The 22,020-nt window shown below is 71.5% G+C and carries 24 protein-coding genes; 16 read left to right on the forward strand and 8 right to left on the reverse strand.

Features of this window, described 5'->3' with window-relative positions:
* Nucleotides 1-422: 422 nt before the first annotated feature.
* The 3 genes from QNO09_RS25700 (at nt 423) to QNO09_RS25710 (ending at nt 5,438) form a co-directional block, all read left to right on the forward strand.
* A complete protein-coding gene (locus tag QNO09_RS25700) occupies nt 423-4,076 on the forward strand; it encodes a LamG-like jellyroll fold domain-containing protein (RefSeq protein ID WP_283972612.1) in 3,654 nt (1,217 codons plus the stop codon).
* A gap of 101 nt (nt 4,077-4,177) precedes the next feature.
* Nucleotides 4,178-4,366, forward strand: a complete 189-nt coding sequence (locus tag QNO09_RS25705; protein WP_283972613.1) for a hypothetical protein — start codon at nt 4,178-4,180, stop codon at nt 4,364-4,366.
* A gap of 127 nt (nt 4,367-4,493) precedes the next feature.
* Nucleotides 4,494-5,438: an MIP/aquaporin family protein gene (locus QNO09_RS25710; RefSeq protein WP_283972614.1), complete on the forward strand. Its 945-nt coding sequence runs from the start codon at nt 4,494-4,496 to the stop codon at nt 5,436-5,438.
* A 42-nt stretch (nt 5,439-5,480) separates the two neighbouring features.
* On the opposite strand, the gene QNO09_RS25715 is transcribed toward QNO09_RS25710, so the two are convergent.
* Complete coding sequence (locus QNO09_RS25715; protein WP_283972615.1) at nt 5,481-5,642, reverse strand: hypothetical protein; 162 nt, start codon at nt 5,640-5,642, stop codon at nt 5,481-5,483.
* Nucleotides 5,643-6,076: 434 nt separating this feature from the next.
* On the opposite strand from QNO09_RS25715, the gene QNO09_RS25720 reads away from it, so the two are divergent.
* From QNO09_RS25720 to ppk2, 4 genes are all read left to right on the forward strand, one after another.
* Complete coding sequence (locus tag QNO09_RS25720) at nt 6,077-6,475, forward strand: cupin domain-containing protein (protein WP_283972616.1); 399 nt, start codon at nt 6,077-6,079, stop codon at nt 6,473-6,475.
* A 525-nt stretch (nt 6,476-7,000) separates the two neighbouring features.
* A complete protein-coding gene (locus tag QNO09_RS25725) occupies nt 7,001-8,377 on the forward strand; it encodes a glycoside hydrolase family 43 protein (protein ID WP_283972617.1) in 1,377 nt (458 codons plus the stop codon).
* Between the two features lie 289 nt (nt 8,378-8,666).
* Nucleotides 8,667-9,392 (forward strand): SDR family NAD(P)-dependent oxidoreductase, encoded by a 726-nt coding sequence (locus tag QNO09_RS25730; protein WP_283972618.1) that lies wholly within the window; start codon nt 8,667-8,669, stop codon nt 9,390-9,392.
* Nucleotides 9,393-9,623: 231 nt separating this feature from the next.
* A complete protein-coding gene (gene ppk2, locus QNO09_RS25735; protein ID WP_283972619.1) occupies nt 9,624-10,580 on the forward strand; it encodes a polyphosphate kinase 2 in 957 nt (318 codons plus the stop codon).
* A 72-nt stretch (nt 10,581-10,652) separates the two neighbouring features.
* Here ppk2 and QNO09_RS25740 read toward each other — a convergent pair whose 3' ends face one another.
* Together QNO09_RS25740 and QNO09_RS25745 are read right to left on the reverse strand one after the other, a co-directional pair.
* Nucleotides 10,653-11,015: a hypothetical protein gene (locus QNO09_RS25740; RefSeq protein ID WP_283972620.1), complete on the reverse strand. Its 363-nt coding sequence runs from the start codon at nt 11,013-11,015 to the stop codon at nt 10,653-10,655.
* 60 nt (nt 11,016-11,075) lie between these two features.
* Nucleotides 11,076-11,501, reverse strand: a complete 426-nt coding sequence (locus tag QNO09_RS25745) for an ATP-binding protein (RefSeq protein WP_283972621.1) — start codon at nt 11,499-11,501, stop codon at nt 11,076-11,078.
* A gap of 208 nt (nt 11,502-11,709) precedes the next feature.
* Here QNO09_RS25745 and QNO09_RS25750 point away from each other — a divergent pair, with 208 nt between their 5' ends.
* From QNO09_RS25750 to QNO09_RS25765, 4 genes are all read left to right on the forward strand, one after another.
* Nucleotides 11,710-11,880, forward strand: coding sequence for a hypothetical protein (locus QNO09_RS25750; RefSeq protein ID WP_283972622.1), 171 nt, complete (start codon nt 11,710-11,712; stop codon nt 11,878-11,880).
* Nucleotides 11,850-12,188 carry a hypothetical protein gene (locus tag QNO09_RS25755; protein WP_283972623.1) on the forward strand — a complete coding sequence of 113 codons (339 nt, stop codon included), beginning with the start codon at nt 11,850-11,852 and terminating at the stop codon, nt 12,186-12,188. Before QNO09_RS25750 ends, QNO09_RS25755 begins: the two co-directional genes overlap by 31 nt.
* Nucleotides 12,189-12,635: 447 nt before the next feature.
* Complete coding sequence (locus tag QNO09_RS25760) at nt 12,636-12,959, forward strand: hypothetical protein (RefSeq protein WP_283972624.1); 324 nt, start codon at nt 12,636-12,638, stop codon at nt 12,957-12,959.
* A gap of 107 nt (nt 12,960-13,066) precedes the next feature.
* The gene (locus QNO09_RS25765; protein ID WP_283972625.1) at nt 13,067-14,215 is read left to right on the forward strand and encodes a hypothetical protein; all 1,149 of its coding nucleotides are present in this window, start codon (nt 13,067-13,069) and stop codon (nt 14,213-14,215) included.
* A 62-nt stretch (nt 14,216-14,277) separates the two neighbouring features.
* Here the strand turns inward: QNO09_RS25765 and QNO09_RS25770 are convergent, their stop codons facing one another.
* A complete protein-coding gene (locus QNO09_RS25770; RefSeq protein WP_283972626.1) occupies nt 14,278-14,730 on the reverse strand; it encodes a hypothetical protein in 453 nt (150 codons plus the stop codon).
* Nucleotides 14,731-15,130: 400 nt separating this feature from the next.
* Between QNO09_RS25770 and QNO09_RS25775 the strand changes: the two genes are divergently transcribed.
* The 3 genes from QNO09_RS25775 (at nt 15,131) to tgmB (ending at nt 16,765) form a co-directional block, all read left to right on the forward strand.
* Nucleotides 15,131-15,454: a YkvA family protein gene (locus tag QNO09_RS25775; protein WP_283972627.1), complete on the forward strand. Its 324-nt coding sequence runs from the start codon at nt 15,131-15,133 to the stop codon at nt 15,452-15,454.
* A 119-nt stretch (nt 15,455-15,573) separates the two neighbouring features.
* Complete coding sequence (tgmA, locus tag QNO09_RS25780; RefSeq protein ID WP_283972628.1) at nt 15,574-15,765, forward strand: putative ATP-grasp-modified RiPP; 192 nt, start codon at nt 15,574-15,576, stop codon at nt 15,763-15,765.
* Between the two features lie 16 nt (nt 15,766-15,781).
* A complete protein-coding gene (gene tgmB / locus QNO09_RS25785; protein ID WP_283972629.1) occupies nt 15,782-16,765 on the forward strand; it encodes an ATP-grasp ribosomal peptide maturase in 984 nt (327 codons plus the stop codon).
* Nucleotides 16,766-16,819: 54 nt separating this feature from the next.
* Here tgmB and QNO09_RS25790 read toward each other — a convergent pair whose 3' ends face one another.
* Nucleotides 16,820-17,023 carry a hypothetical protein gene (locus QNO09_RS25790; RefSeq protein WP_031111422.1) on the reverse strand — a complete coding sequence of 68 codons (204 nt, stop codon included), beginning with the start codon at nt 17,021-17,023 and terminating at the stop codon, nt 16,820-16,822.
* A gap of 138 nt (nt 17,024-17,161) precedes the next feature.
* Nucleotides 17,162-17,617 carry a hypothetical protein gene (locus QNO09_RS25795; protein WP_283972630.1) on the reverse strand — a complete coding sequence of 152 codons (456 nt, stop codon included), beginning with the start codon at nt 17,615-17,617 and terminating at the stop codon, nt 17,162-17,164.
* A 188-nt stretch (nt 17,618-17,805) separates the two neighbouring features.
* Between QNO09_RS25795 and QNO09_RS25800 the strand changes: the two genes are divergently transcribed.
* The gene (locus QNO09_RS25800) at nt 17,806-18,774 is read left to right on the forward strand and encodes a GlxA family transcriptional regulator (protein ID WP_283972631.1); all 969 of its coding nucleotides are present in this window, start codon (nt 17,806-17,808) and stop codon (nt 18,772-18,774) included.
* A 47-nt stretch (nt 18,775-18,821) separates the two neighbouring features.
* On the opposite strand, the gene QNO09_RS25805 is transcribed toward QNO09_RS25800, so the two are convergent.
* Both QNO09_RS25805 and QNO09_RS25810 read right to left on the reverse strand, forming a co-directional pair.
* Nucleotides 18,822-19,073 carry a DUF5133 domain-containing protein gene (locus tag QNO09_RS25805; RefSeq protein WP_283972632.1) on the reverse strand — a complete coding sequence of 84 codons (252 nt, stop codon included), beginning with the start codon at nt 19,071-19,073 and terminating at the stop codon, nt 18,822-18,824.
* Nucleotides 19,074-19,333: 260 nt separating this feature from the next.
* Complete coding sequence (locus QNO09_RS25810; RefSeq protein WP_283972633.1) at nt 19,334-20,191, reverse strand: aldo/keto reductase; 858 nt, start codon at nt 20,189-20,191, stop codon at nt 19,334-19,336.
* Between the two features lie 292 nt (nt 20,192-20,483).
* Between QNO09_RS25810 and QNO09_RS25815 the strand changes: the two genes are divergently transcribed.
* A complete protein-coding gene (locus tag QNO09_RS25815; RefSeq protein ID WP_283972634.1) occupies nt 20,484-22,019 on the forward strand; it encodes an acyl-CoA carboxylase subunit beta in 1,536 nt (511 codons plus the stop codon).
* Nucleotide 22,020 lies beyond the last annotated feature (1 nt).

Raw genomic sequence — 22,020 nt, forward strand, 5'->3', positions numbered from 1 at the left:
ACACGGTGCTCCGCGAGACACCGGCACGCTGGGCGATCTCACCGATGTTCACGAAGAACTCCTATCGTCGAACCGGTTCGCTTGCCAGGAACGTAGGAACCGCCCCGGCTCCTGTCAACACCCGTGCCGCGCTTCCCTGTTCGCTCGGCCGCCCTGTCAAGATCCTCGCGTCGCAGGCATTGTCGACCGAGGGCCCCGATGCTAGCTTCGCGAACCGGTTCGACACAGCGAGCCCTTCAGGCAGCGGTGCGGCAGACCCTCATGCCCCATCCGCGAAGCCGTCGTCCCCGCCACCCGACACCACACCCCTGCCCCCGCGCGCGCCGGATACCGAACCGGTTCGACGCATCTGCCGACCGCGACCGCTGCTCGACGCGACGACGACACCACGGCACGACGACACGAAGACTGAGGACGCATCCATGCCATCCGCTGACAGATTCACGCGGCGCCGAGCCCCGGCCGCCGTGGCGCTGACCCTCGGGGCGGGCCTGCTCGCCGCACCGGCCGCCCCCGCACAGGCCGCCGAGGCGCCCCGACCCGCCGCCCACTACTCCTTCGACCAGGACGATCTCTCCTCCGGGAACATCGCGGACAGCTCGGGCAACGGCCTGACGGCCACCCTGGTGAACGGCTCCACCGCCCGGTCGGTCGACGGCGCGGCCGGAGGCAGGGCACTGTCCCTGCCCGGCGGCGCCCCGGCCTCCGACGGCGCGTACGTCCGGCTGCCCCGCCAGGTGATCGCCGGGACGACCGACCTGACCGTCTCCGCCCGGGTGAAGTGGAGCGGTGACACGTCGCCCTGGCAGCGGATCTTCGACCTGGGCACGGACACCACCAGGTACCTCTTCGCCACCCCGCACAACGGCGGCGGCCTGTTCCAGACCTCCGTGACCACCGGTGGCGGAGGCGCCGAGGCCCAGGTCCGCGGCTACACGAGCCTGCCCGCGAACGAGTGGCGGACGGTCACCGTCACCCTCGACACCGCCGCCGGCCGGCTCACCACCTACCTCGACGGCGTGGCCGTCTCCTCCGCCGCGACCGGCATCAAAGCGGGGGACCTGCTGGACGGTTCGGCCACCGCCGCGGGCTACCTGGGCAGGTCCCTCTACCCGGACCCGCTGCTCAAGGGCGCCATCGACGACTTCACGGTGTGGCACGCGGCACTGAGCCCCGACCAGGTGGCCGGTACGGTCGGTGCCGTGCCGACCGTCCAGGAGCTCACCCGGACATCGTTCGACGTCCGTACCACCAGCGGGACCGCCCCCTCCCTGCCCGCCGCCGTCCGCTCCTCCTTCTCCGACGGCTACGACCGCGACATCCCCGTCACCTGGGACGCCGTCCCCTCCGACCAGTACGCCGCGCCCGGCACCTTCACGGTCGCCGGAACCGCGGCCGGACGCGCGGTGAAGGCCACCGTCACCGTGGTCCGCGAGGGGCAGCTCACCGTCGACCTCGGCTCGAACACCGGCGCCTTCCACGGCGGCGCCTCGGGCACCCTCTACGGCGTGTACGGACCGGACGTCCCCACCAACAACCTCATGGAGGGGATGGGTCTGCGCACGGTCTCCACCAAGGCGCAGGACGGACCGCAGCACCCGGGTGCCGACGCCCTGGAGGTGGTCAAGCCGCTGGCCGACTCCACCGACGGTGATGTGTACATCTACATGACCGACATCCACCGCGGCTTCCCGTACCAGTGGCCGGGCGACACCCCCGCGGAGAAGCTGAAGCTCTACAAGGAGAAGATCGCCAAGCAGGTCGACCAGGTCCTGAAGCTGCCGGAGCAGTACCGGGACAACATCGTCTTCGTGCCGTTCAACGAGCCCGAGGGCAACATGTTCGGCACCGGCGAGTGGAGCTATGACAAGGTCAGCTGGCTCAACGACCCCGATGCCTTCTTCGCCGCCTGGGACGACGCGTACCAGCTCATCAAGGGCAAGATGCCCGACGCCCGCGTCGCCGGCCCCAACACCAGCGTCCTGTACGACCAGGTGAAAGGCTTCCTCAGCCACACCCTGGCCGCCGGCACCCTCCCCCAGGTCGTCACCTGGCACGAGCTGAGCCACCCGGAGGCGGTGCGCCAGAGCGTCGCCAAGTACCGGGCCTGGGAAAAGGCCCTGTTCCGGGGCACCGACCGCGAAGGCACCCGACTCCCCGTCAACATCAACGAGTACGCCTTCAACTACCACACCTCCGTGCCCGGCCAGATGATCCAGTGGGTGTCCGCGATCGAGGAGTCCAAGGTCGACGCCGACATCGCGTACTGGAACATCGACGGCAACCTGTCCGACTCCGCGGTGCAGTCGGGCCGCGGCAACGGCCAGTGGTGGCTGCTGAACGCGTACGCCTCGATGAGCGGGCACACGGTGAGGGTCACCCCGCCGTTCCCCGGCGAGAACTACACCATGCAGGGCGTGGCCACCCTCGACGAGCAGAGGAAGCAGTCCCGGCTGGTCTTCGGCGGCTCCACCGGCAAGGGGCACATCACCTTCGCGGGCGTCCCGAGGAAGGTCTTCGGCGAGCGCGTGCACGCCTGGGTGCGGGAGATCGAGTGGAGCGGGCAGGTCGGCGACTCGTCCGGCCCGAAGCTGCTCGCGGAGTCGAACCTGAGGGTCGGCGACGACGGCACGGTGGGCCTCGACTTCGGCGACGGCGCCCTGCCGAAGCTGAAGGAGTCCTCGGCCTACGAGGTCGTCCTCAGCCCGGCCGGTGAGGCGAAGGGCACCCAGTCGCCGCCCGTGCGCTGGCAGTCCTCGTACGAGGCGGAGGACGCCGCGCACACCGGCTCCGGCTGGTCGAAGAACGGCCCGGAGGGCTCACCGAAGGACGTGTCGAAGTTCTACACCTCCGGCGGCTACGACGTCGGCGGCCTGCGCACCGGCTCGGACGTCACACTCGACTTCACCGTGAACGTGCCCGAGGACGGCACCTACGACCTGAGCGTCTTCGCCAACTCCCTCAACACCTTCGACAAGGTCAGGGAGCAGGGCCCCACCAACGTCTTCCTGCGCGTGGACGGCAAGGCCGACAGCGAACGGGAACTGCACCTGCCGCTCGGCTACAAGTGGGTCGTCTGGGACCACACCGACACCGAGGTCGAACTGACCAAGGGCCGGCACACGCTCACGCTGGCCGCGAAGAGTGCCGACGGCAAGCGCACCACCCGGGGCGACGCCATCGTCGACCGCCTCACCCTCTCCCTCCCCCGCCCCTCCGCGGACACCCGGGTGTACGAGGGTGAACTGGCGTGGCCGGCCGGCGGAGCGCGCCCGGTCTACGACCTCCCGAAGCCGGCGGCCACCGGCTCGGGCGCGATGCGCCTCGCCAAGGGCCAGAGCGCGACGTTCTGGGTGTACTCGCCGACCGACCGCGAGGCCACGCTCAAGGCCGACACCCTCGGCGGCACGGGCGCGCGGCTCTCCGTGAACGGCCATGACGTCCTGCGCCTGACCGGGAACAGGAGCCGAGCGGCGGTCTCCCTCTCCGGCGGTGTCAACAAGGTGACCGTGACGGCGGGCGCGTCCACGACCCTCGTCGACCGCCTCGCGGTCACACCGACCCAGGGCACGCTGCCGGTGCGCACGTACGAGGCCGGGGACGCCGCTCTCGCCGGTTCGGCCGCGCTCGCCCCGCTCTCCCTCGCCACCGACGGCACGGCGATCACGGGCATCGGAGGAGCCCCCGGCAACCACAACACGGCGACGTTCACCGTCACGGCCGACCGGGCAGGGCTGTACGCGCTGCGCATCCGCTACTCCAACCCGGAGCAGTCGGAGGCCACCCATTACAACCCCGATCCACTCGCCCGCCACGCCGACATCAGCGTCAACGGCGGCCCGGCGCGGCGCGTCGGCTTCCCGCACAGCTTCCACCAGAACAACTTCTGGGAGCTGACCGTCCCGGTGCGGCTGGAGAAGGGGAAGAACACGGTCGGCTTCCGCTCCGAGGAACTGCCCGACTTCGACGGCACCACCTACGCCTCGGACACCTTCCCGGGCGTGCTGCTCCGCTCCCGGTACGCGCCGCTGATCGACCGGATCACGGTCGCGCCCTACGCGCGCGAGGTGCGCTGACCCGTTGACGCGCGGCGCCCGGGACCGTCCCCTCGACGGCCCCGGGCGCCGCGCCGCTGTGCGGGTCGCTCCGCGGGGACGCCGGCACGGGATCGTCGGTCATGACAGCCGCCTCCGATGCCCAGGGCGGTGAGCAGGACGAGAACGAGGGTGACCACGGCCAACAGGCCATGGGCGAACACCACCGGGTGCGGGAAGTGCCGTTCGGCCGGGGCGGTCTCGCCCTCTCCCCGCACGGGGCGGCGGGGACCGCCTCCGTGCCGGAGCCCGCTCGTCCAGCGGCAGGGTGAGCGAGCCGAGGGGAAGAGCGAGACCCCCACCTCCTGGCTCTCCTGCGGTTGCCGCGGCTCTCGCGCCGGGTTACCACGTGATTACCGCGTGTCAGCCGGGAACGCGGCCAACCCAGGGAGAAGTCACATGGCAGTGGAGATCAAGCCTCTGGTGAAACCTTCGAGGCTCAGACGCCGCGCGGGTCTGGCGGGCGAGTGCCTGGCGGAATTTCTGGGGACGTTCGTCCTCATCGCCTTCGGATGCGGCGTGGTGGCGATGGCCGTCGCGGCGCTGCCCGGTTCGGGGCGAACCGAGGGGCCCACCGTCATTTTCCTCGCCGCCGGAGACTGGCTGCTGATCACCTGGGGCTGGGGTTTGGCCGTGGCCCTCGCCATCTACGTGGCCGGCGGTGTCAGCGGCGCGCACATCAACCCGGCGGTGACCCTGGCGTTCGCCGTCCGCCGCAAGTTCCCCTGGATCAAGGTCGTGCCCTACTGGGCGTCCCAGGTACTGGGCGCCCTGGCCGGAGCGGCCCTGGTCTACGCCGTGTACCACGACGCCATCAACGCCTTCGACGCCGCCATGACGGGGCCCAAGACCAACGGCCACACCCTCGCCTCCTTCTCGATCTTCGCCACGTTCCCGGCGCCGTACTTCAACGGCGGGATCTGGGGTCCGCTGATCGACCAGGTCGTCGGCACCGCCTTCCTGGTCTTGCTGGTGGTGGCCCTCATCGACCTGCGCAACACGGCCGTGAAGGCGAACCTCGGCCCGCTGATCATCGGTTTCGTGGTGGCCGCCATCGGCATGTCCTTCGGCGCGAACGCGGGGTACGCCATCAACCCGGCCCGTGATTTCGGGCCGCGCCTGTTCACCTGGATGGCGGGATGGCAGGACCTGGCGTTTCCGGGCAGCCTGGCAGGGGCCTTCAGCGACTACTGGTGGATCCCGATCGTCGGGCCGCTCGTCGGCGGCGTGATCGGCGTACTCGTGTACGACCTGTTCATCGGCGACGTGCTCCACGCCCGGGCCCTGGAGGGCGAGCTTCCGGAGCCCGGACGGACGCGTCCCACCACCTCCGACAACGAGTGACGCCCCGGGGAGACCGGTCCGCGAGCGCGCGGGTGGCCCTCGTCAGGGACGCCCCCGGGGCTTGGGGGTGCTGACGCCCAGGGCGAGGAGCGCGAGGACCTTGACCGCCTCGGCCGCGATGTGCAGGAAATGCGCTCGCGGCCGGGGCGGGCCCTCACCGGCACGGATCCGGTCGGAGCGGTGGTTGAGACCCGGCCGGATCACGAGCAGTCACGCAGCCGCCACGACCGCCGCGCCACGGCCGGCACGACGACGGGGGCGGGCAAGGGTCACCGGCCACGACCGCCACGGTCACGGCGCCGGCGAGCACCGCATCGACGCGGTTGAGCACCCGGAAGACCAGCCGGCCGGTACCGAGGCCACGGGCACGGTCACACCGGGCGCCCGGAACTTCAGGCGCGCCTCCAGGAAGGAGAGCGCCGGCACCATCCCGAGCCGCACAGACGGGACGGCCGCCGTCACCGCACCGGCGCCTTCCCTCCCTGCCTCCCTTCACTTCGGTTCACTCACGCGCCCGCCCCCCGGGACGAACGCGGCCGATGTTAGATTTTCCGTGTATCCGCCCGAGAACGGCGCGGATCGCCTGCCGTGCAGGTGAACCGGCCCGGGCAGGCCCGTATCGGAGGGTGGCACGACCCATGACTGACCCTCAGGCGCCCCTCGGCCCGGCCGACGCTGCCGTCCCGCGGGTCCTGTGCAACACCGCGTCACTCGCCGCGTCCGACCCGGCAGCGTCCGGCGCCCTCTGGCGACTGGCCGAGACCGGCCGCCAGTTGGACGCCAACCTCATCCACGTCCCGCCCCGGACGTCCATCGACGCTCATACCGAGCCCGACCTCGACGTCCTCCTGCTCGTCGTCACCGGCGACGGCACCCTCGGCTCCGCGGCCGGACCGAGCCCGCTGGAACCCGGCAGCCTCGTCTGGCTGCCGCACGGCAGCGTCCGCAGCGTCGCCGCGGGCGAGAGCGGCCTGTCGTACGTGACGGTGCACCGCCGCCGCCCCGGCCTGCGGATCCAGGGCCGACCCGGCGCGTGATCGTGGCAGCGGGAAGCGGAGTCCAGGTGGTCCCGACCTGCGCGGGGCCGGCACCGTGCGCCCGGGCGACGCCCAGGGCCTTCGGAGCCATCTGACGTCTGGTAGCGGGTCAGTAGCGGCGAAGAGGTTCACCGGCCCGCCGCGGTCGAGGTCTCGCGGGCACCGGGGTGAGCACGAGTATTGACGGTGGTGCCGCGCGCGCCCTACGGTCCCATCCGGCAGTACGAACGCCGTTCGACATATCGATCGAGGGCGGTGAAGGGCGACTCCCTCCGGAGCCGGGCACGCACCCCTGAACGGGCGACGGATCGACGACGGGTCGGTGACGCATCGACGACGGGTCCACACCGATATCCGCACCGACCGGGTCAAGGGGTCCGCCGCCGTGAAGGACAACACCGTGACGGCACCGCCGGGGAAGCGGCACACGCGGGTGCCGCATACCCCGACCCCTTCTGAACGGTTTTGCGAACGCCCCCCGCAGCAAAGGCAGTTCGGTATCCCGCACTTCCCCTTGGAGAAGACATGAGCGCGAACCCCCACCTCTCCCGCCGCGGCCTGCTGGGCATGACCGCCGCCGTACCGCTCGCCCTGACCCTCGGCACCGGCACCGCCCACGCCGCCGACTCGGCGTACGCGATGGTCTACTTCACCGAGTCCACCGAACTCGGCGACGGCACCGACTACGGCCTGCACCTCGCCGTCAGCCCCGACGGGCTCAACTGGACGCCCCTCAACCAGAACAATGCGCTGGTCACCCCCACTGCGGGTGCGCTCGGACTGCGCGACCCGTTCCTGATGCGCAAGCAGGACGGCACGTTCGTCGTGCTCGCCACCGACCTCAAGGGCACCGACTGGAACTACAACAGCCAGTACATCCACGTCTGGGACTCTGCCGACCTGCGCACCTTCACCGGCTACCGGCGGCTGAAACTGCACGACATGGCCACCCACAGCTGGGCACCCGAGGCGTTCTGGGACGCGGGCCGGCGCCAGTACGCGGTGATCTACTCCTCGGTCAACTCCAGCGGCCACAACGTGATCATGGTCAACTACACGACCGACTTCGTGACGGCCTCCGCCCCGCAGGTCTTCTTCGACCCCGGCTACGACGTCATCGACGGCGACATGGCCGTGGGTGTGAACGGCTACAACTACCTCTACTTCAAGAAGAACCAGACACTGGTGGGTGCCAGATCCACCACCCTGAACCCGGGGAGCTTCACCGAGTTCAGCACCGGCGTGGCGCACGGCGGCACCGAAGCACCGACCCTCGTGAAGTCCCTGACGTCCGGCACCTGGTGGCTGTGGGGCGACACCTACACACCCAACGGCGTCTTCTACGCCTGGCAGTCCGGCAACCTCGCCTCCGGCACCTGGACGGCCCTCGACCAGAAGAGCTACACCCAGCCGGTCAACTCCAAGCACTGCGGCATCACGACGATCACCGCCGCCGAGTACGACAACCTGCTCGCGAAGTGGGGCGCGCCGACCTGGAACCGGCTCAAGTCCTACAACTTCCCGGCCCGTTACGTCCGCCACTCCGGCTACCTGGGGCGGATCGACGCCTACCCGATCGAGCCGTACAAGGACTCCCTGTGGACGCTGGTCCCGGGACTCGCCGACAGCTCCGGGGTCTCCTTCCGGTCCGTCAACTACCCGACCCGCTACCTGCGGCACTACAACTACGCGCTCCGCCTCGACGCCAACGACGGCACGTCGACGTTCGCCGCGGACGCGACGTTCCACCGCACGGCGGGCCTGGCGGACGCGAGCTGGTCCTCGTTCCGCTCGCACAACAACCCGACCCGCTACATCCGCCACACCGACTACGCCCTGCGCATCGACCCGATCTCCACGACGACCGAGCGGCAGGACGCGACCTTCCGCGTGGGCTACTGAACCCCCAGGGCTCGGAGGAGCAGGATTTCGCGGATCTCAGGGTGCCGGAGACCGGGTGAGGCGTCGCCCGAGCGTGGGGACCTTCGACCGGCACCCCATCGCACCGAGGACGCCGAAGCGGACACCGGCCGGGGAGATCACCGTCGGGTGGTCGTCGTGGCGTGTGTGGTCGTCGAGAACAACACCAACCCCATCGACGGGGTACCCGGGATCAACGCGTGTGTGATCCGGTACGTGTCCCTTCGCGGGATGCGAGCCACGAGAGGGAGGCAGTCTCATGCGAGGAGCGGTGAGCCGAATCCTGGTGACCGGTTCCGCGGACGGGCTGGGGCGCGCCGCGGCGGAGGCGTTGCTGACCGCCGGGCACGACGTGGTGGTGCACGCCCGGAACGAGGAGCGCGCGGCGGCACTGGAGGAGCTGTCCGGTCGTGGGGCACAGCTCGTGGTGGGCGACTTCGCCGACCGTGACGCCGTACGGAAGGTCGCCGACGAGCTGAACGCCTCGCGGCCGCTCGACGCCGTCATCCACAACGCCGGGGTGTGGAGCGGACCGGCGGTGATGCCGGTCAACATCGTCGCGCCGTATCTGCTGACCGCCCTGCTGCGGGGGCCGCGCCGGCTGGTGTACCTGAGCAGCAACTCGCATCTCGGCGGCCGTCCGTCGCTGGACGGGGTCGACTGGCGGGGCGAGAGCGCCGGGTCGTACGCCGACAGCAAGCTCTTCGTCACGACCCTCGCCGCCGTGGTGGCCCGGCTGCGCCCCGGGGTGCTGAGCAACGCCGTGGACCCCGGGTGGGTACCGACGAGGATGGGCGGGCCGAGCGCGCCGGACGACCTGGAGCTCGGCCACCGGACGCAGGAGTGGCTGGCGTCGAGCGACGCACCGGAGGCCCTGATCACCGGCGGGTACTGGTACCACGGCCGCAGGTCGGAGCCGCATCGCGCCGTCCACGACACGGCGTTCCAGGACCGGCTCGTGCGGGTGCTGGCCGAGGAGACGGGCACCGCGCTCTGAGCGGACGGCTCTCCCTCAGCTGCCCCGGCGCCCGCGAGCGGCTCCCCGGTCCTCAGTCGTCGACCGGCTCGTGGCCGAACCGGTCGGTGTGGACGCCGACCGCAGTGGCGTGCGACGGCCGCACCGGCTGACAGCTCCTCGACCGGTACGGCCGCTCCTCACATGGGAGGGACCGGGCGGGGCACCCGAGTGGCCGTCGCCTACCGAACGAGCCGAGCGGGGAACCTCGTGATGAACACCGACGACGCTGACAAACTGTTGGACGGACTGACCGTGGACGACAGTCGCCGCGAGCAGCCGATCGTGCTCGACGGAGAAGGGCGCCCCATCCGGACGTGGCGGGAGAACTATCCGTACGACCGCAAGGTGGGCCGCAAGGAGTACGAGCGGGCCAAGCGGGTCCTGCAGATAGAGATGCTGAAGCTCCAGCGGTGGGTCAAGGACACCGGTGCCCGCGTGATCGTCGTGTGCGAGGGGCGTGACGCGGCGGGCAAGGGCGGCACGATCCAGCGGTTCATCGAGCGGCTCAACCCGCGTGGCGCACGCGTGGTCGCCCTGGACAAGCCCACCGAGCGCGAGTCGGGCCAGTGGTACTTCCAGCGGTACATCGCGCATCTGCCGACCGCCGGGGAGATCGTCTTCTTCGACCGTTCCTGGTACAACCGGGCCGGTGTGGAGCGCGTGATGGGCTACTGCTCCAAGGACGAGTACGAGCTGTTCCTCGACCAGTGTCCGGCCTTCGAGCGGATGCTGGTCGACGACGGCGTCCTGCTGGTGAAGTTCTGGTTCTCCGTGTCCCGCTCCGAGCAGCGCACACGCTTCGCGATTCGGCAGGTCGATCCCGTGCGCCAGTGGAAGCTCTCCCCCACCGACCTGGCCTCGCTGGACCTCTGGGACGACTACACGGAGGCGAAGGTGGACATGTTCCGCGCCACGGACACCGCACACGCCCCCTGGACCGTGGTCAAGAGCAACGACAAGCGGCGCGCGCGGCTGGAGACCATGCGCAGTCTCCTGTCGCGCATCGACTACGCCAGCAAGGACAGCGAGGCGGTCGGCTCACCCGACCCCCTCATCGTCGGCGCGGCCGACACCCTTCTGGAGCCCGGTGAGGAGGACACCACACTGTCTCCCACTCCGCTGTCCCCCGGTGCCGACGGACCCGGCAACCACCCCGAGACGGACTGACCGCCTCCGGGCCCTCCCACACAGGGCGAGGGGGCCCGTTCGTTCGCACAGGGCGAGGGGACCCGGTCCGTGTCAGCGCTGGGCGGCGGCTCGTGTTTCCGTGCGGTGGTCGTAGTACGCCCAGACGGCCACCGCCAGCACGGCGGTGAGCCCCACTGTCAGGACCCGCAGGGCGCCACTGGTCAGGTAGGCGACGAGACCGGTGAGCCCCGCCCCGCCCAGCATGATCAGGCGGCTCAAGAAGCGGTTCTCGGGCGGCTGGGGGTCCTCCCGGTCCTTGAGGTCGTGCAGGGCGTCATGAGCCGGATGTGCGGAGCCGCGCCGGGAGCGGGCGCGGTAGGCCAGTCCGTAGCTGATCAGCGCGTACAGCGCGAGAGCGCCCAGGACCCAGAGCCAGACGTAGGGGTCGTCACTCGATCCACGTGCCAGGTACACGACACTTCTCCTCGGAACCGATCCTCACCGGGTGAGCGGAAGTCGACTGCCGCCGCGGTCCTACCGACTGGCGCCGGCGCCAGTGCCGTCGGGGTCGGCCGGGCGGAAGCATGCCGTCACCGTCTTGCCGTGCCGCTGACAGCTGACGCCCCACTCGTCGGCGAGCTGGCGCACGATGGACACCCCGCGGCCGGAGACCTCCCCCGGCTCGGGGTCGCGCTGGCGCGGCAGCGTCGGGTCCTCGTCGTGAACGCTCACATGCAGGCAGTCGCCATCCCACGTGAGGACCAGGTGCGCGTCACTGTGCGCGTGGATGTGCGCGTTGGTGATCAGCTCGGACACGGCCAGCACGACGGCGTCCACCGTGTCGGGTTCGACAGCGGCCCACGGCAGGGAGTCGAGCCGCTCGCGCGTCCACTCCCGTCCGGCGCGGACGCCTTCGGACATACGGAACGAGTGCGCCCACCCCATCGCCTTCACTGCCACTCCCCCGGTCCCCTCTCCTGTGTCCGCACAGTCAGTGCTCAGACCGTGTACCCGGTCCCGGCCCCGACAGGCATGAGGGCACCGGCGTCACCGGACGGGGGTTCGGCGACTCGGGGGCGGCGGGTTCTCACAGCGCCTGCAGCCTCACTATGACACTCGTCATATCTCCATGTGGGCTCGATTTATAGCAGTCGTTATAAGGAGAGCCATGACCGTCATCACCGTCAACAGTTCGAAGGGCCGCCTGAGCCGGGAGCAGCGCAGCAAGCCGACCGGGACCCTGACGGACGCCGTGCTCGTGCCCGAGGTCGGACAGCTCGCCCCGGCCGCGCGGGTCGGGTTCCAGGTGTGCACTTCACCGAACGCGAGCCGGACATGATGGCCATCGGCGACCGGCTGCTGGCCGATGCGGGACCGGACACCGACGCGATGGTGCTCGACGTGACGGTCATGGACGGGGACTGGCGGCGGGAAGTGCGCGCCGAGGTCATCGAGCGCGTGCTGGCCGCGATGGCCGACGCCTGCGGCCTCACGGAGCCGTCGCCGAGCTGGTGGGTGACCTTCCGGGTGATCGACGAGGGCAGCTGGGGCTCGCGCGGCACCGTCCTCTCCGTCCTCTCCCTGCTGGACAGCGGCGTGTTCATCGAGGAGAAGGCCACAGCCGTCCGCGCCGCACTCGGCGCGTGACCCGATGAATTCACCCCTTCCGCACCACCGCGCCACCGCGCCACTCCTGCCCCCCCGAGCCCTCTTTCCCGGCCTGCGAGAGCCCCGCGCCAGGTCCCCTCTGCCTCCGGCTCAGCGATGACGTCCGCCCGGGACCGGTGACCCGTCACCCCTCGCGGAGAGAGCAGGACCCGCCCCGATGCGGATGGTGGGCGGGCCCTGCTCGTGCGCACCATTGTCGGGACCGCACCGGCGGGTGGGCCACGCGTGAGATCCGCCGATGTGCGCGCGGCGCGCACACCCTGCGCGCACGGCGTACATCCCGCGCACGTCCCGCGCCCCGGATACCACCCCGGGGCGCTGCCGTACGCCGCGTCACACGGTCCGGTGCCGCATCGCGCCGCCCGGTCACCCCTTGGCGCCGCCCGCACGTCACATGGCACGGCCCGGTGGGGGTACGCGGTCCGCATGACCAACGGCACTAGCGAAGACGACGACCGGACCCAGCAGGTGGAGAACGCCGAGGCGGAGCGGGCTGCCGCCCGTCCCTTCAGCTATCCGCATCCGGAGCGGCGTGCCGGGGTGCGCGCCACCCGGCACATCAGCCGCGAGCAGGCCGACGCGGACAGCGTTCCCGGCGTCCCGGGCGGCTACGGCACCACGAGCGGCGGCCAGGCCGGCGGCCGGGGCACGCCCCGGCCCGGCGATGAGGACACCGCCGAGGAGTCGGGCGTGACCGATGTCGCCCAGGGGCGGGAGCCGCGTTCCGACCGGGGAGGTGACGACTCGTAAGTACGTACGCCACCGGCGCACGGAGCCGGGTGCGACCCCGGGTAGCACCCGTCGGCCTGCGGAGACGATACTGGCAGACGCACGTACCCCCGCTCACAGATGGACCCATGCAGACCTCCCTCACCGCCCGCTCCATGACGCCCGCCACGGTGTGGCCGGCGCGTGGCCGCCATGCCTCGGGATCCGCGGAAGACGTTCTCCGACGCTCGCTGCAGCAGCGCAAGGACAGTCACGCCATCGACGACTTCCTGGAGTTGCCCGAAGACGGCGCCGCCCCGGCGGAGCGGGTCTTCGAGGCGCGCTGGCGGGCCGGCGACGACGTGCCCGTGCGCGCCCGGCTGAGCGTGCGGGCCGCCGAGGGCGAGGTGCCCGGGCAGGAGTGGATCCTGGTCGCCGAGGCCGAGGCGCCGTGGGACGAGACCTGGCCCTCCCCCACCGCCCTGTTCTGGCCGGAGGAGCCGGACACCGCCTGGGAGCAGGATCCCGGCACACGGCTGGCCCTGGGCGAGATCAATCCGCTGCCCCGGGACGACAAGGAGATCCGCCGCCTGCTGAAGAACGCGGTGCGCGGCGGATGGCACATCCACGTGGTCGTGCACGAGGCGATGACGACCGACGACCGAGGGCGTACGCCGCTGGCGCGGTGGCTGCCTCCGGGCCTGCGCCACCGTGTGGTGGAGCATCACGCCGCTCCGCAGCAACTGCGCGGCCTCAACTGGGCCCTACGGGCCTTCGGCGTGCAGGTGCCCCGTGGTGGAGCGGTGGTGCTGCCCGGGGTCCCGGCGCCGGAGGGTTACGACGCCCAGGACTTCTCCGTGCGCGCGGTCTTCCTCGACGGGTCCGAGCCGGCCGACCTCGTCGACGCCGTGAAGCGGTTCGCCGCACTGCCCAGGCTCCTGCCCGACGGGGCCGAGGACGCCCTGACCGCGCTGCGGGAGGACTGGCACCTGCTGACACTCCAGGAGGAACTGGAACGTCAGCGCGCTCTGGTGGCCATGTACGCCGAGGCGCTGGAGGCCATGACGAAGTCCCGTGACCTGTACCGGGAGGCGGCCGAAAGCGCCCACGAGGCCCTGGCCGCCTACCAGGAGTCCGCGGGCATCGCTCCCGTCGGACCGCAGCCGTCCGGTCCCCCCGCGGTGTCCCCGCTCCAGCAGCTCACACGGACCTTCGAACGCTTCAAGGTCAAGCGCCCCGCGATCACGGCCGGTGACGAGAAGAGCGCCACGGCCCAGCACGTGGCGCCGGAAGGGTAAGCGCCCTTTCCGCGTGCGGCGCGTGTGTACTCGGCCCCGGCGTTTGTCACTGGCCCCGGCCTTCACGGCGGCGCCCCGTACGGTGCGCCGGAGGCCGGGCCGGAGCCGGGCCGGAGCTCCACCGGGTTGTCGTCGAGCGACCGGATGACGAACGGGCGCGGACCCGGCCGGCCGGTGCTGTCCCGGGCGGCCGGATCGGCCTCGTCCGGGTCGCGCACGTCGGGCCGTCTGTCGTCGCCGGGGCCGGCGGTGTACCGCGCGGCGTCGTCCGGGACCGCGTCGGCGGTCGCGGCGGACTCCTGTGCCCGCTCCGTCCGGTCCACGGCGGGAGCGGCGGGCTGCGCCTCGGCGGGGTCCAGCCAGTCCTGAGCGGGCGGGGGCGGAGGCGGCTGCGCGGCGGGCCGCTCCGGGGCCGGGTCGGAGGGCCGCTCGGTCGCCGTTCCCGCGCCGGGGGACGTGGGCCACGCGGGCGCCTGCTCCGCCTGGTGCGAGCCGGGGGCGTCGGGCGAGGGCATCCGGTCCGGGCCGGGGTCCCGTAGGCCGCGTTCCCGTCCCGGCCGCCGGGTGGGAACCGAGGGCGACGGGCTCGGCCTCGGCTCGCCCGGCCTGGTGGAGGTCGGCGGCGGACCGGGGATACCCCGTCCGGTACGTGTCGTACGGCTCGGCGGCGGGCTGTGCGCTCGTCTGCTCCACCGGCCGCTCCTGCGCCCCCGTCCTGGGACGAGCGACGTTACGCTGACCATTACTAGGCGTCCCCGTCACCCCGTGCCACTCGTGTGAGCCACCGGGATGACCACCCGCGCGGAAAATCCGCCGACTCGCCCACATGTCGGTCCCGGCCGCAATACAGCCGCCGGAAACGGGAATCCAGCTAAGGACACCCCGTGCCCCGGCACGCCATGAGGAGGGCAACCCGTGGATACGACCACACAGGTGATCATCCTGGCGGCGGTTCTCGCGGCCGTCGTCCTCGTCTTCGCCGTCGTCGTCCTCGTGCGGCTGGTCCGGACCCGGCGCGATCTGCGGCGCGCGGGCCTGCCCACGGGTCCGCGCTGGGTCTTCTGGGGCGCGGTGCTCTATTTCGTGCTGCCCACCGACCTGCTGCCCGACCCGGTCTACCTGGACGACATGGGCGTCCTGCTGCTCGCTCTGCGCACCGTCCGCGGCTCCCTCGGCGAACGGGAGCGCAGTACGACACACCGGCCGGACCAGCAACCGGCGAATAACTACGGAAAGTAAGGAAACCAACCACCCGTTCGACTCGTATAAGTCTCTGGAAGCCGAAACACGTCGGCGTACCGGGCGGCCGCGCCCCCGGGGCGCCACTTGATCGGCGCAGTACCGACGAGGGAGAGACGATGCAACCGTTCGCGCTCAACTACGCGCGCCCGGCAGTGGACTTGGAAGCTGCCATTCCGTACGTGTACGACGCCGGACTGCAGTTGAACGTGCTCCGCGACGGCCGTGTAGCGGCCTGTGACTTCGCCCTGTTGAGAGAGTTCGGCACCACCACCTCCACCGCCGGCTCCAAGACGCACTTCGACGACTGACCGCGGGTCGCCGAAGATGACCGTACTGATCCTCACCTGCGAGGAGGACGTGACCGCGGACATGGTGGTCGTGCACCTGAACGCGACGGGGGTTCCGGTAGTCCGCGTCGACCCCGCCGATCTGACCGGTGGCGTCGCGCTGTCGGGGGAGTACGCGCACGGCCGGTTCCGCGGTCATCTGTCCGCCGGGGGGCGGCTGGTGAGCATCGGGGGGCTCCGTTCCGTGTGGGTACGCCGCCCCGGCGTACCGGCCGCGCGGGCGGCCCAGCCGTCCGCATGGCTGACCCAGGAGGCCGCCCAGGCGCTCTACGGCATGCTGCGGGGCTCGGACGCGCGCTGGATGAACCAGCCCGACGCGGCGCGCCGGGCCCGGCACAAGCCGTGGCAGCTGCGACTCGCCCAGAGGTGCGGCCTGCCCGTGCCCGCGACGCTGATCACGACCTTCCCGCGCGCCGCCCGCGAGTTCGCCGAGCGCTACCCGGACCTGGTGGTCAAGCCGGTGTCGGGCGCGCATCCGCAGGACCCGCCGCGCGCCGTGCCGACCAGCCGCGTCCCGCCGGACACCGACTTCTCCGCCGTCGCGCTCGGGCCGACGCTGTTGCAGCGGCGGATCTCCAAGCGGGCCGACATCCGGCTCACCGTCGTGGGCGAGCGGATGCTGGCCGCCCGCAAGGCGACCGCCCGGGACGCGGACCCGGACGAGGTCGACGTGCGGTTCGCCGCGCCCGGCTCACCGTGGGAGCCCGTCGATGTGCCGTCCTCCATCGGCCCGGGCGTCCTGTCCTACCTGTGTGAGGCGGAACTGGCGTACGGCGCCTTCGACTTCGTGGAGGACACCGACGGGACGTGGTGGTTCCTGGAGTGCAACCAGTCGGGGCAGTTCGGCTTCGTCGAGGTGGAGACGGGTCAGCCGATCGCCCGCAGCATCGCCGAGTGGCTGTCCCGGCCCGTGCCGGTTCAGCCGTCCCATGTCAACGGCTGGAACACGAAGGTGGGTTGAGCACCGGGGCCGGCGCGGACCGGGCCCGGTTCCGCCGCCCGGTTGCCGCCCGGTTCACTGGGGCCGGGGGCCGGGGAGCATGCCCGCGCGCTGCCAGCCGGCGCCCGGGGAGTGCGGGCGGTCGTAGCCGAGGGACTGTGAGGGCCGCATGACCAGCTCCAGTTCCCTGCTCACCCGTTCGGCCTCGCGGCGCACCTGTGCGGGGACATCGCCACGCTCCGCGATGAGTCGGTCGTAGATGGGGGAATCCTGGAACACCCGTCAACGTGCCTTTCTGCTCGTCGGCCCCGTGCGGGGCGAGACTGCGAGTGTAGGCGGCAGGATGTCCCGGAGTGTGAATTCCTTGGGATGACTTGACGCAGACCGGACATCCGTGACAGGGAGAACGGCGCCTTCTCAGGCTCCCGTCGTGGAACCCGGCCGGACGGTCATCAGCACGGTGACCGTCGCCCACAGCAGATTGAAGATGCCGGTGAACATGGCCAGTTGCACGGTGCTTTCCCGGCCCACTCCCTGCTCGGACTTCAACTGGCCGAGCACTTCCTCCTGACGGGGCAGGACGAAGGCGACCAGGATGCCGGCGGCCGCGGCGGTCAGCGCGATGGAGGTGACGAGCCATCCACTGCCGAGGACGCCCATGGCGGCCGCGGTGGCGAACCCGAGAAGCGGAACGGACAGCCCGACGCCGGCGTAGACGCGGCAGATGCGGTGCAGCAGCGCGACGGTGCCCACCCCCGCCGCGTCGGGGGCGGCGCGGCGCGCCGCGGGCGGGAACATGCTGGCCGCGACGGTCACGGGGCCGATGGCGACGATGGCGGCCAGGACATGGAGGGACAGCAGGATCTTGGTCACCGGGGCTCTTTCCAGGATGTGATCGACGGCGCCGCCCACGATAGGACGCCCCGGCGTGATCACCCCAGCGGCTGGAACGACAGCTTCCAGCGGGTTCTCGCCAACTGTCCTGACCTCCTTCCTCTCGTTCCGGACCGCCCAGGCCCCCGCTCCGCGCGGCTGGCGGGAATGCACCTAGGGTGGCGTTCATGCACTCCGTGGCGATCCTTGTCCTCGATCATGTGGTGCCGTTCGACATGGCGGCGCCCCAGCAGACGTTCGCCTGGACCCGTTTGCCGGACGGGCGGCCCGCCTACCGGGTCCGGCTGTGCGCCGAGACACCCGAGGTGCGCGCGGACGGGGGCTTCACCCTGCGGATCGAGCGGGGTCTGGAAGCGCTGGCGGAGGCGGACACCATCATCGTGCCGGGCTGCTCCCCCGACGGCGCGCCGCCGTCCGCGCGGGTGCTGGCGGCCCTGCGGGAGGCGGCCGAGGCCGGCACCCGGATCGCCTCGGTGTGCGTCGGCGCCTTCGTGCTGGCGGAGGCCGGGCTGCTGGACGGTCTGCGCGCGACCACGCACTGGGTGGCCGCCGGCGAGCTGGCCCGCCGCTTCCCGCTGGTCGAGGTCGAGGCGGACGTACTGTACGTCGACAACGGCCGGATCCTCACCTCGGCCGGGGCGGCCGCCGCGCTGGATCTGTGCCTGCACATGATCCGGCGGGACCTGGGGTCGGCCGTCGCGGCGAACATCGCCCGCATGTCGGTCATGCCGCTGGAGCGGGAGGGCGGGCAGGCCCAGTTCATCGTGCACGAGCATCCGCCCGTGCCCCGGGGCTCGGCGCTGGAACCGCTGCTCGAGTGGATCGAGGACAACCTGGCGCACGAGGTGACGCTGGGTGCGCTGGCGGCGCGGGCCGGGATGAGCGAGCGGACCTTCAGCCGCCGCTTCCGCGAGCAGACCGGCACCACACCGCTGCAGTGGCTGTTGCGGGCGCGGGTGCGCCGCGCCCAGTACCTGCTGGAGAGCTCCGACCACTCCGTCGAGCGGATCGCACGCCAGACGGGGTTCGGCTCACCGACCGCGTTCCGGGAGCGGTTCCGCAAGGTGGTGGGCACCACGCCGTACGCGTACCGCACGGCGTTCCACGGGCGGCGCGCCTCGGCGGCCCCTTCCTAGGGGCCGCCGAGGCGCGCCGCCCGGTCCGTGCCGGGCTTCTCCTGCTGTCAGCCGACCAGCTTCAGGCCGTTCTCCCCGTCCGCGTCGGCGGCGTCGGGCCGCCCCTCCGTGAGCAGCAGGACGTCAGCCTTGGCGATGGCGTCGCTTATGTCGGACGTCCCCATCATCACGCACAGCGTGTAGCTGACGTCCTCCAGCTCGCGTGCCGCCGTCGGCACGTGCCTCTCCGACTGTGCGATCCTCAGCGACGCGTACCGCGTCAGCAGCTCCCTGACGATCTTCCGGTCCGGTACAAGCACGTAAGCGCCCCTCTCTCTTTTCGCTGCGTATGCCCGAACCGCACGTAAACATTCACACCTTTTCCTCACCTGAGGCGGATGTGACGAGAATCGATCGGACGTGCGGGGTCTCGGGCGAGCCGACGGTGGACAGCCGGTGGGCGGCGGCGAAGGGGTGCGGCGGTCGCCGGGAGGTACAGCCGGCGCTTCCTCGTCGACAGCGCGAGACCCGGGGCGGCGCGCGGCCGTCCCCGGGTCTCGTGGTCCGCTCAGTGGTCCGCTCAGGCGGCGTCCAGCTCCGCCAGTTCCTCGGCGCTCAGGACGAGGTCGGTGGCGGCGAGCGAGTCGCGGATGGTCTCGGGCCTGCTCGCGCCCGGGATCGGGACCACCACGGGCGACTTGGCGAGCATCCAGGCCAGGCACACGCGCTGGGGGCTGACGCCGTGCGCGTCGGCGATGCGGGCGAAGGGGGCGTGACCCGAGCCCAGTTCGCCGGCCCTGGAGATTCCGCCGAGGGGGCTCCAGGGCAGGAAGGCGATGCCGAGTTCGTCGCACAGGCGCAGCTCCGGCTCGCTGGAGCGGAAGGCCGGGGAGAACTGGTTCTGCACGGAGACCAGACGGCCGCCGAGGATCTCGTTCGCCTGCCGGATCTGCTCGGGGTCCGCGTTCGAGATGCCGGCCATGCGGATCTTGCCCTCGTCCAGCAGGTCCCGGATCGCGCCGATGGACTCGGCGTAGGGGACGCGCGGGTCGGGGCGGTGGAACTGGTAGAGGCCGATGGCCTCGACGCCGAGCCGGCGCAGGGACTCCTCGCAGGCCGCCTTGAGGTGGCGGGGGCTGCCGTCGAGCGTCCAGCTGCCGTCGCCGGGGCGGAGGTGGCCGCCCTTGGTGGCGACCAGGACGTCGCCGCCGCGGTCGTGGGAGGCGAGGGCCTTGGCGATCAGGGTCTCGTTGTGACCGACCTCGTCGGCGTCGCGGTGGTAGGCGTCCGCGGTGTCGATCAGGGTCGCACCGCGGTCGAGGGCGGCGTGGATGGTCGTGAGGGAGCGTTCCTCGTCCGGTCGTCCCTCGATGGACATGGGCATCGCGCCCAGGCCGATCGCGCTGACCTCGACGTCACCGATGCGGCGGGTGTGCATGGGTTCGTGACCTCTTCCGGCTGTCGGGCGATGGTGCACTCCAGCCTGGACGCCGCACGGCCGGGGGTCCAATAGAAGAAGGAGAACACATTCAGCACTCGGGCCGCTGAATCGTGCCGGGCCCCCGGGAGCCCTCTTGTCACAGGGGGATGAAACCCCGCGTCCGAGGACTCATCTCCCCCACACAGACCGTGGATCCGTAGGGCATGCCTCCGCCTCGCTGCCATATTCGAGAACCACTTCGGAGGTGGTTGTGAGCACAGAGGTGACAGCATCCGGTCCGGGGGAGACGGTGACGCGCACGCCCGGAGGCACCGCGGAGCGCGTCGCCGGCCTGGAGCACCGCCGGGAGCGGGCGGTGGCCCCGGGCGGGCCGCGCAGACGCGGGGAGTTCTCCGCCCGGGAACGCATCGAACGGCTCCTGGACAAGGACTCCTTCACCGAGACCGGCCTGTTCGTCCGGGCCCGGCCCGCCGGGCACGACGCGCGTCGCCCCTACGGCGACGGGGTGGTCACCGGGTACGGCACGGTCGACGGCCGCCCGGTGTGCGTCTTCGCCCAGGACTCCACGGTGTTCGGCGGCAGTATGGGCGAGGCCTTCGGCGAGAAGACCGTCGCCCTGATGGAGCTGGCCCTGAAGACGGGCTGCCCGGTGATCGGCCTGAACGACTCCGGCGGCGCCCGCATCCAGGAGGGCGTCGCCTCGCTGGCCCTCTACGCCGAACTGGTGCGCCGCAACGTCAAGGCGTCCGGGGTGATCCCGCAGATCTCGGTCGTCCTCGGCCCGTGTGCGGGCGGCGCCGCTTACTCGCCGGCGATCACCGACTTCACGGTGATGGTGGACGGCGCCTCACACATGTTCGTCACCGGCCCCGACGTCATCGAGACGGTCACCGGCGAGCGCACCACCGCCGAGGAACTGGGCGGCGCCCGCACCAGCAACACGGTCAACGGCAACGCGCACTTCCTGGCCGCCGACGAGGAGGACGCCCTCGACACGGTGCGGGACCTGCTGTCGTACCTGCCGGCCAACAACCTGGAACGGCCCCCGGAGTACGCCCCCGGGCACGCTCCACCCGGGACCGGGCTCGACGAGGTCGTCCCGGACCGGCTCGGCGAGGCCTACGACATGCGGGACATCCTGCGCGCGGTCGTCGACGACGGTGAACTGCTGGTCGTGCAGGAGCTGTTCGCGCCGAACATCATCTGCGCCCTGGCTCGCGTCGAGGGCCGCTCGGTGGGGGTCGTCGCCAACCAGCCGCTGCGCTCCGCCGGGGTCCTCGACATCGACGCGTCCGAGAAGGCGGCGCGGTTCGTGCGGTTCTGCGACGCGTTCGGCATCCCGCTGCTGACCTTCGCCGACGTGCCCGGCTATCTGTCCGGGGTGCGGCAGGAGCAGGCCGGCATCATCCGGCGCGGGGCGAAACTGCTGTACGCCTACGCCGAGGCCACCGTCCCCAAGGTAACGGTCGTGGTACGCAAGGCGTACGGCGGCGGCTACGCGGTGATGGGCTCCAAGCACCTGGGCGCCGACGTCAATCTCGCCTGGCCCACCGCCCGGATCGCCGTCATGGGCGCCGAGGGGGCCGTGGGTGTCCTGCACCGGCGTGAACTCGCCGCGTCCGACGACCCGGAGGCACTGCGCGCCCGCCTCCTCTCCGCCTACGAGAGCACCCACGGCACTCCGTACCTGGCCGCCGAGCGCGGCTATGTCGACGCCGTCATCGCACCGCGCGAGACCCGGGAGCAGGTCTGCCGCGCCCTGCGCGCACTGCGCGGCAAACGCGCCCCGATGCCGGAACGCCGGCACGGCAACATCCCCCTCTAGC

This window comes from Streptomyces sp. 378 (assembly GCF_030124145.1).
In the GTDB taxonomy this organism is placed as follows: Bacteria; Actinomycetota; Actinomycetes; order Streptomycetales; family Streptomycetaceae; genus Streptomyces.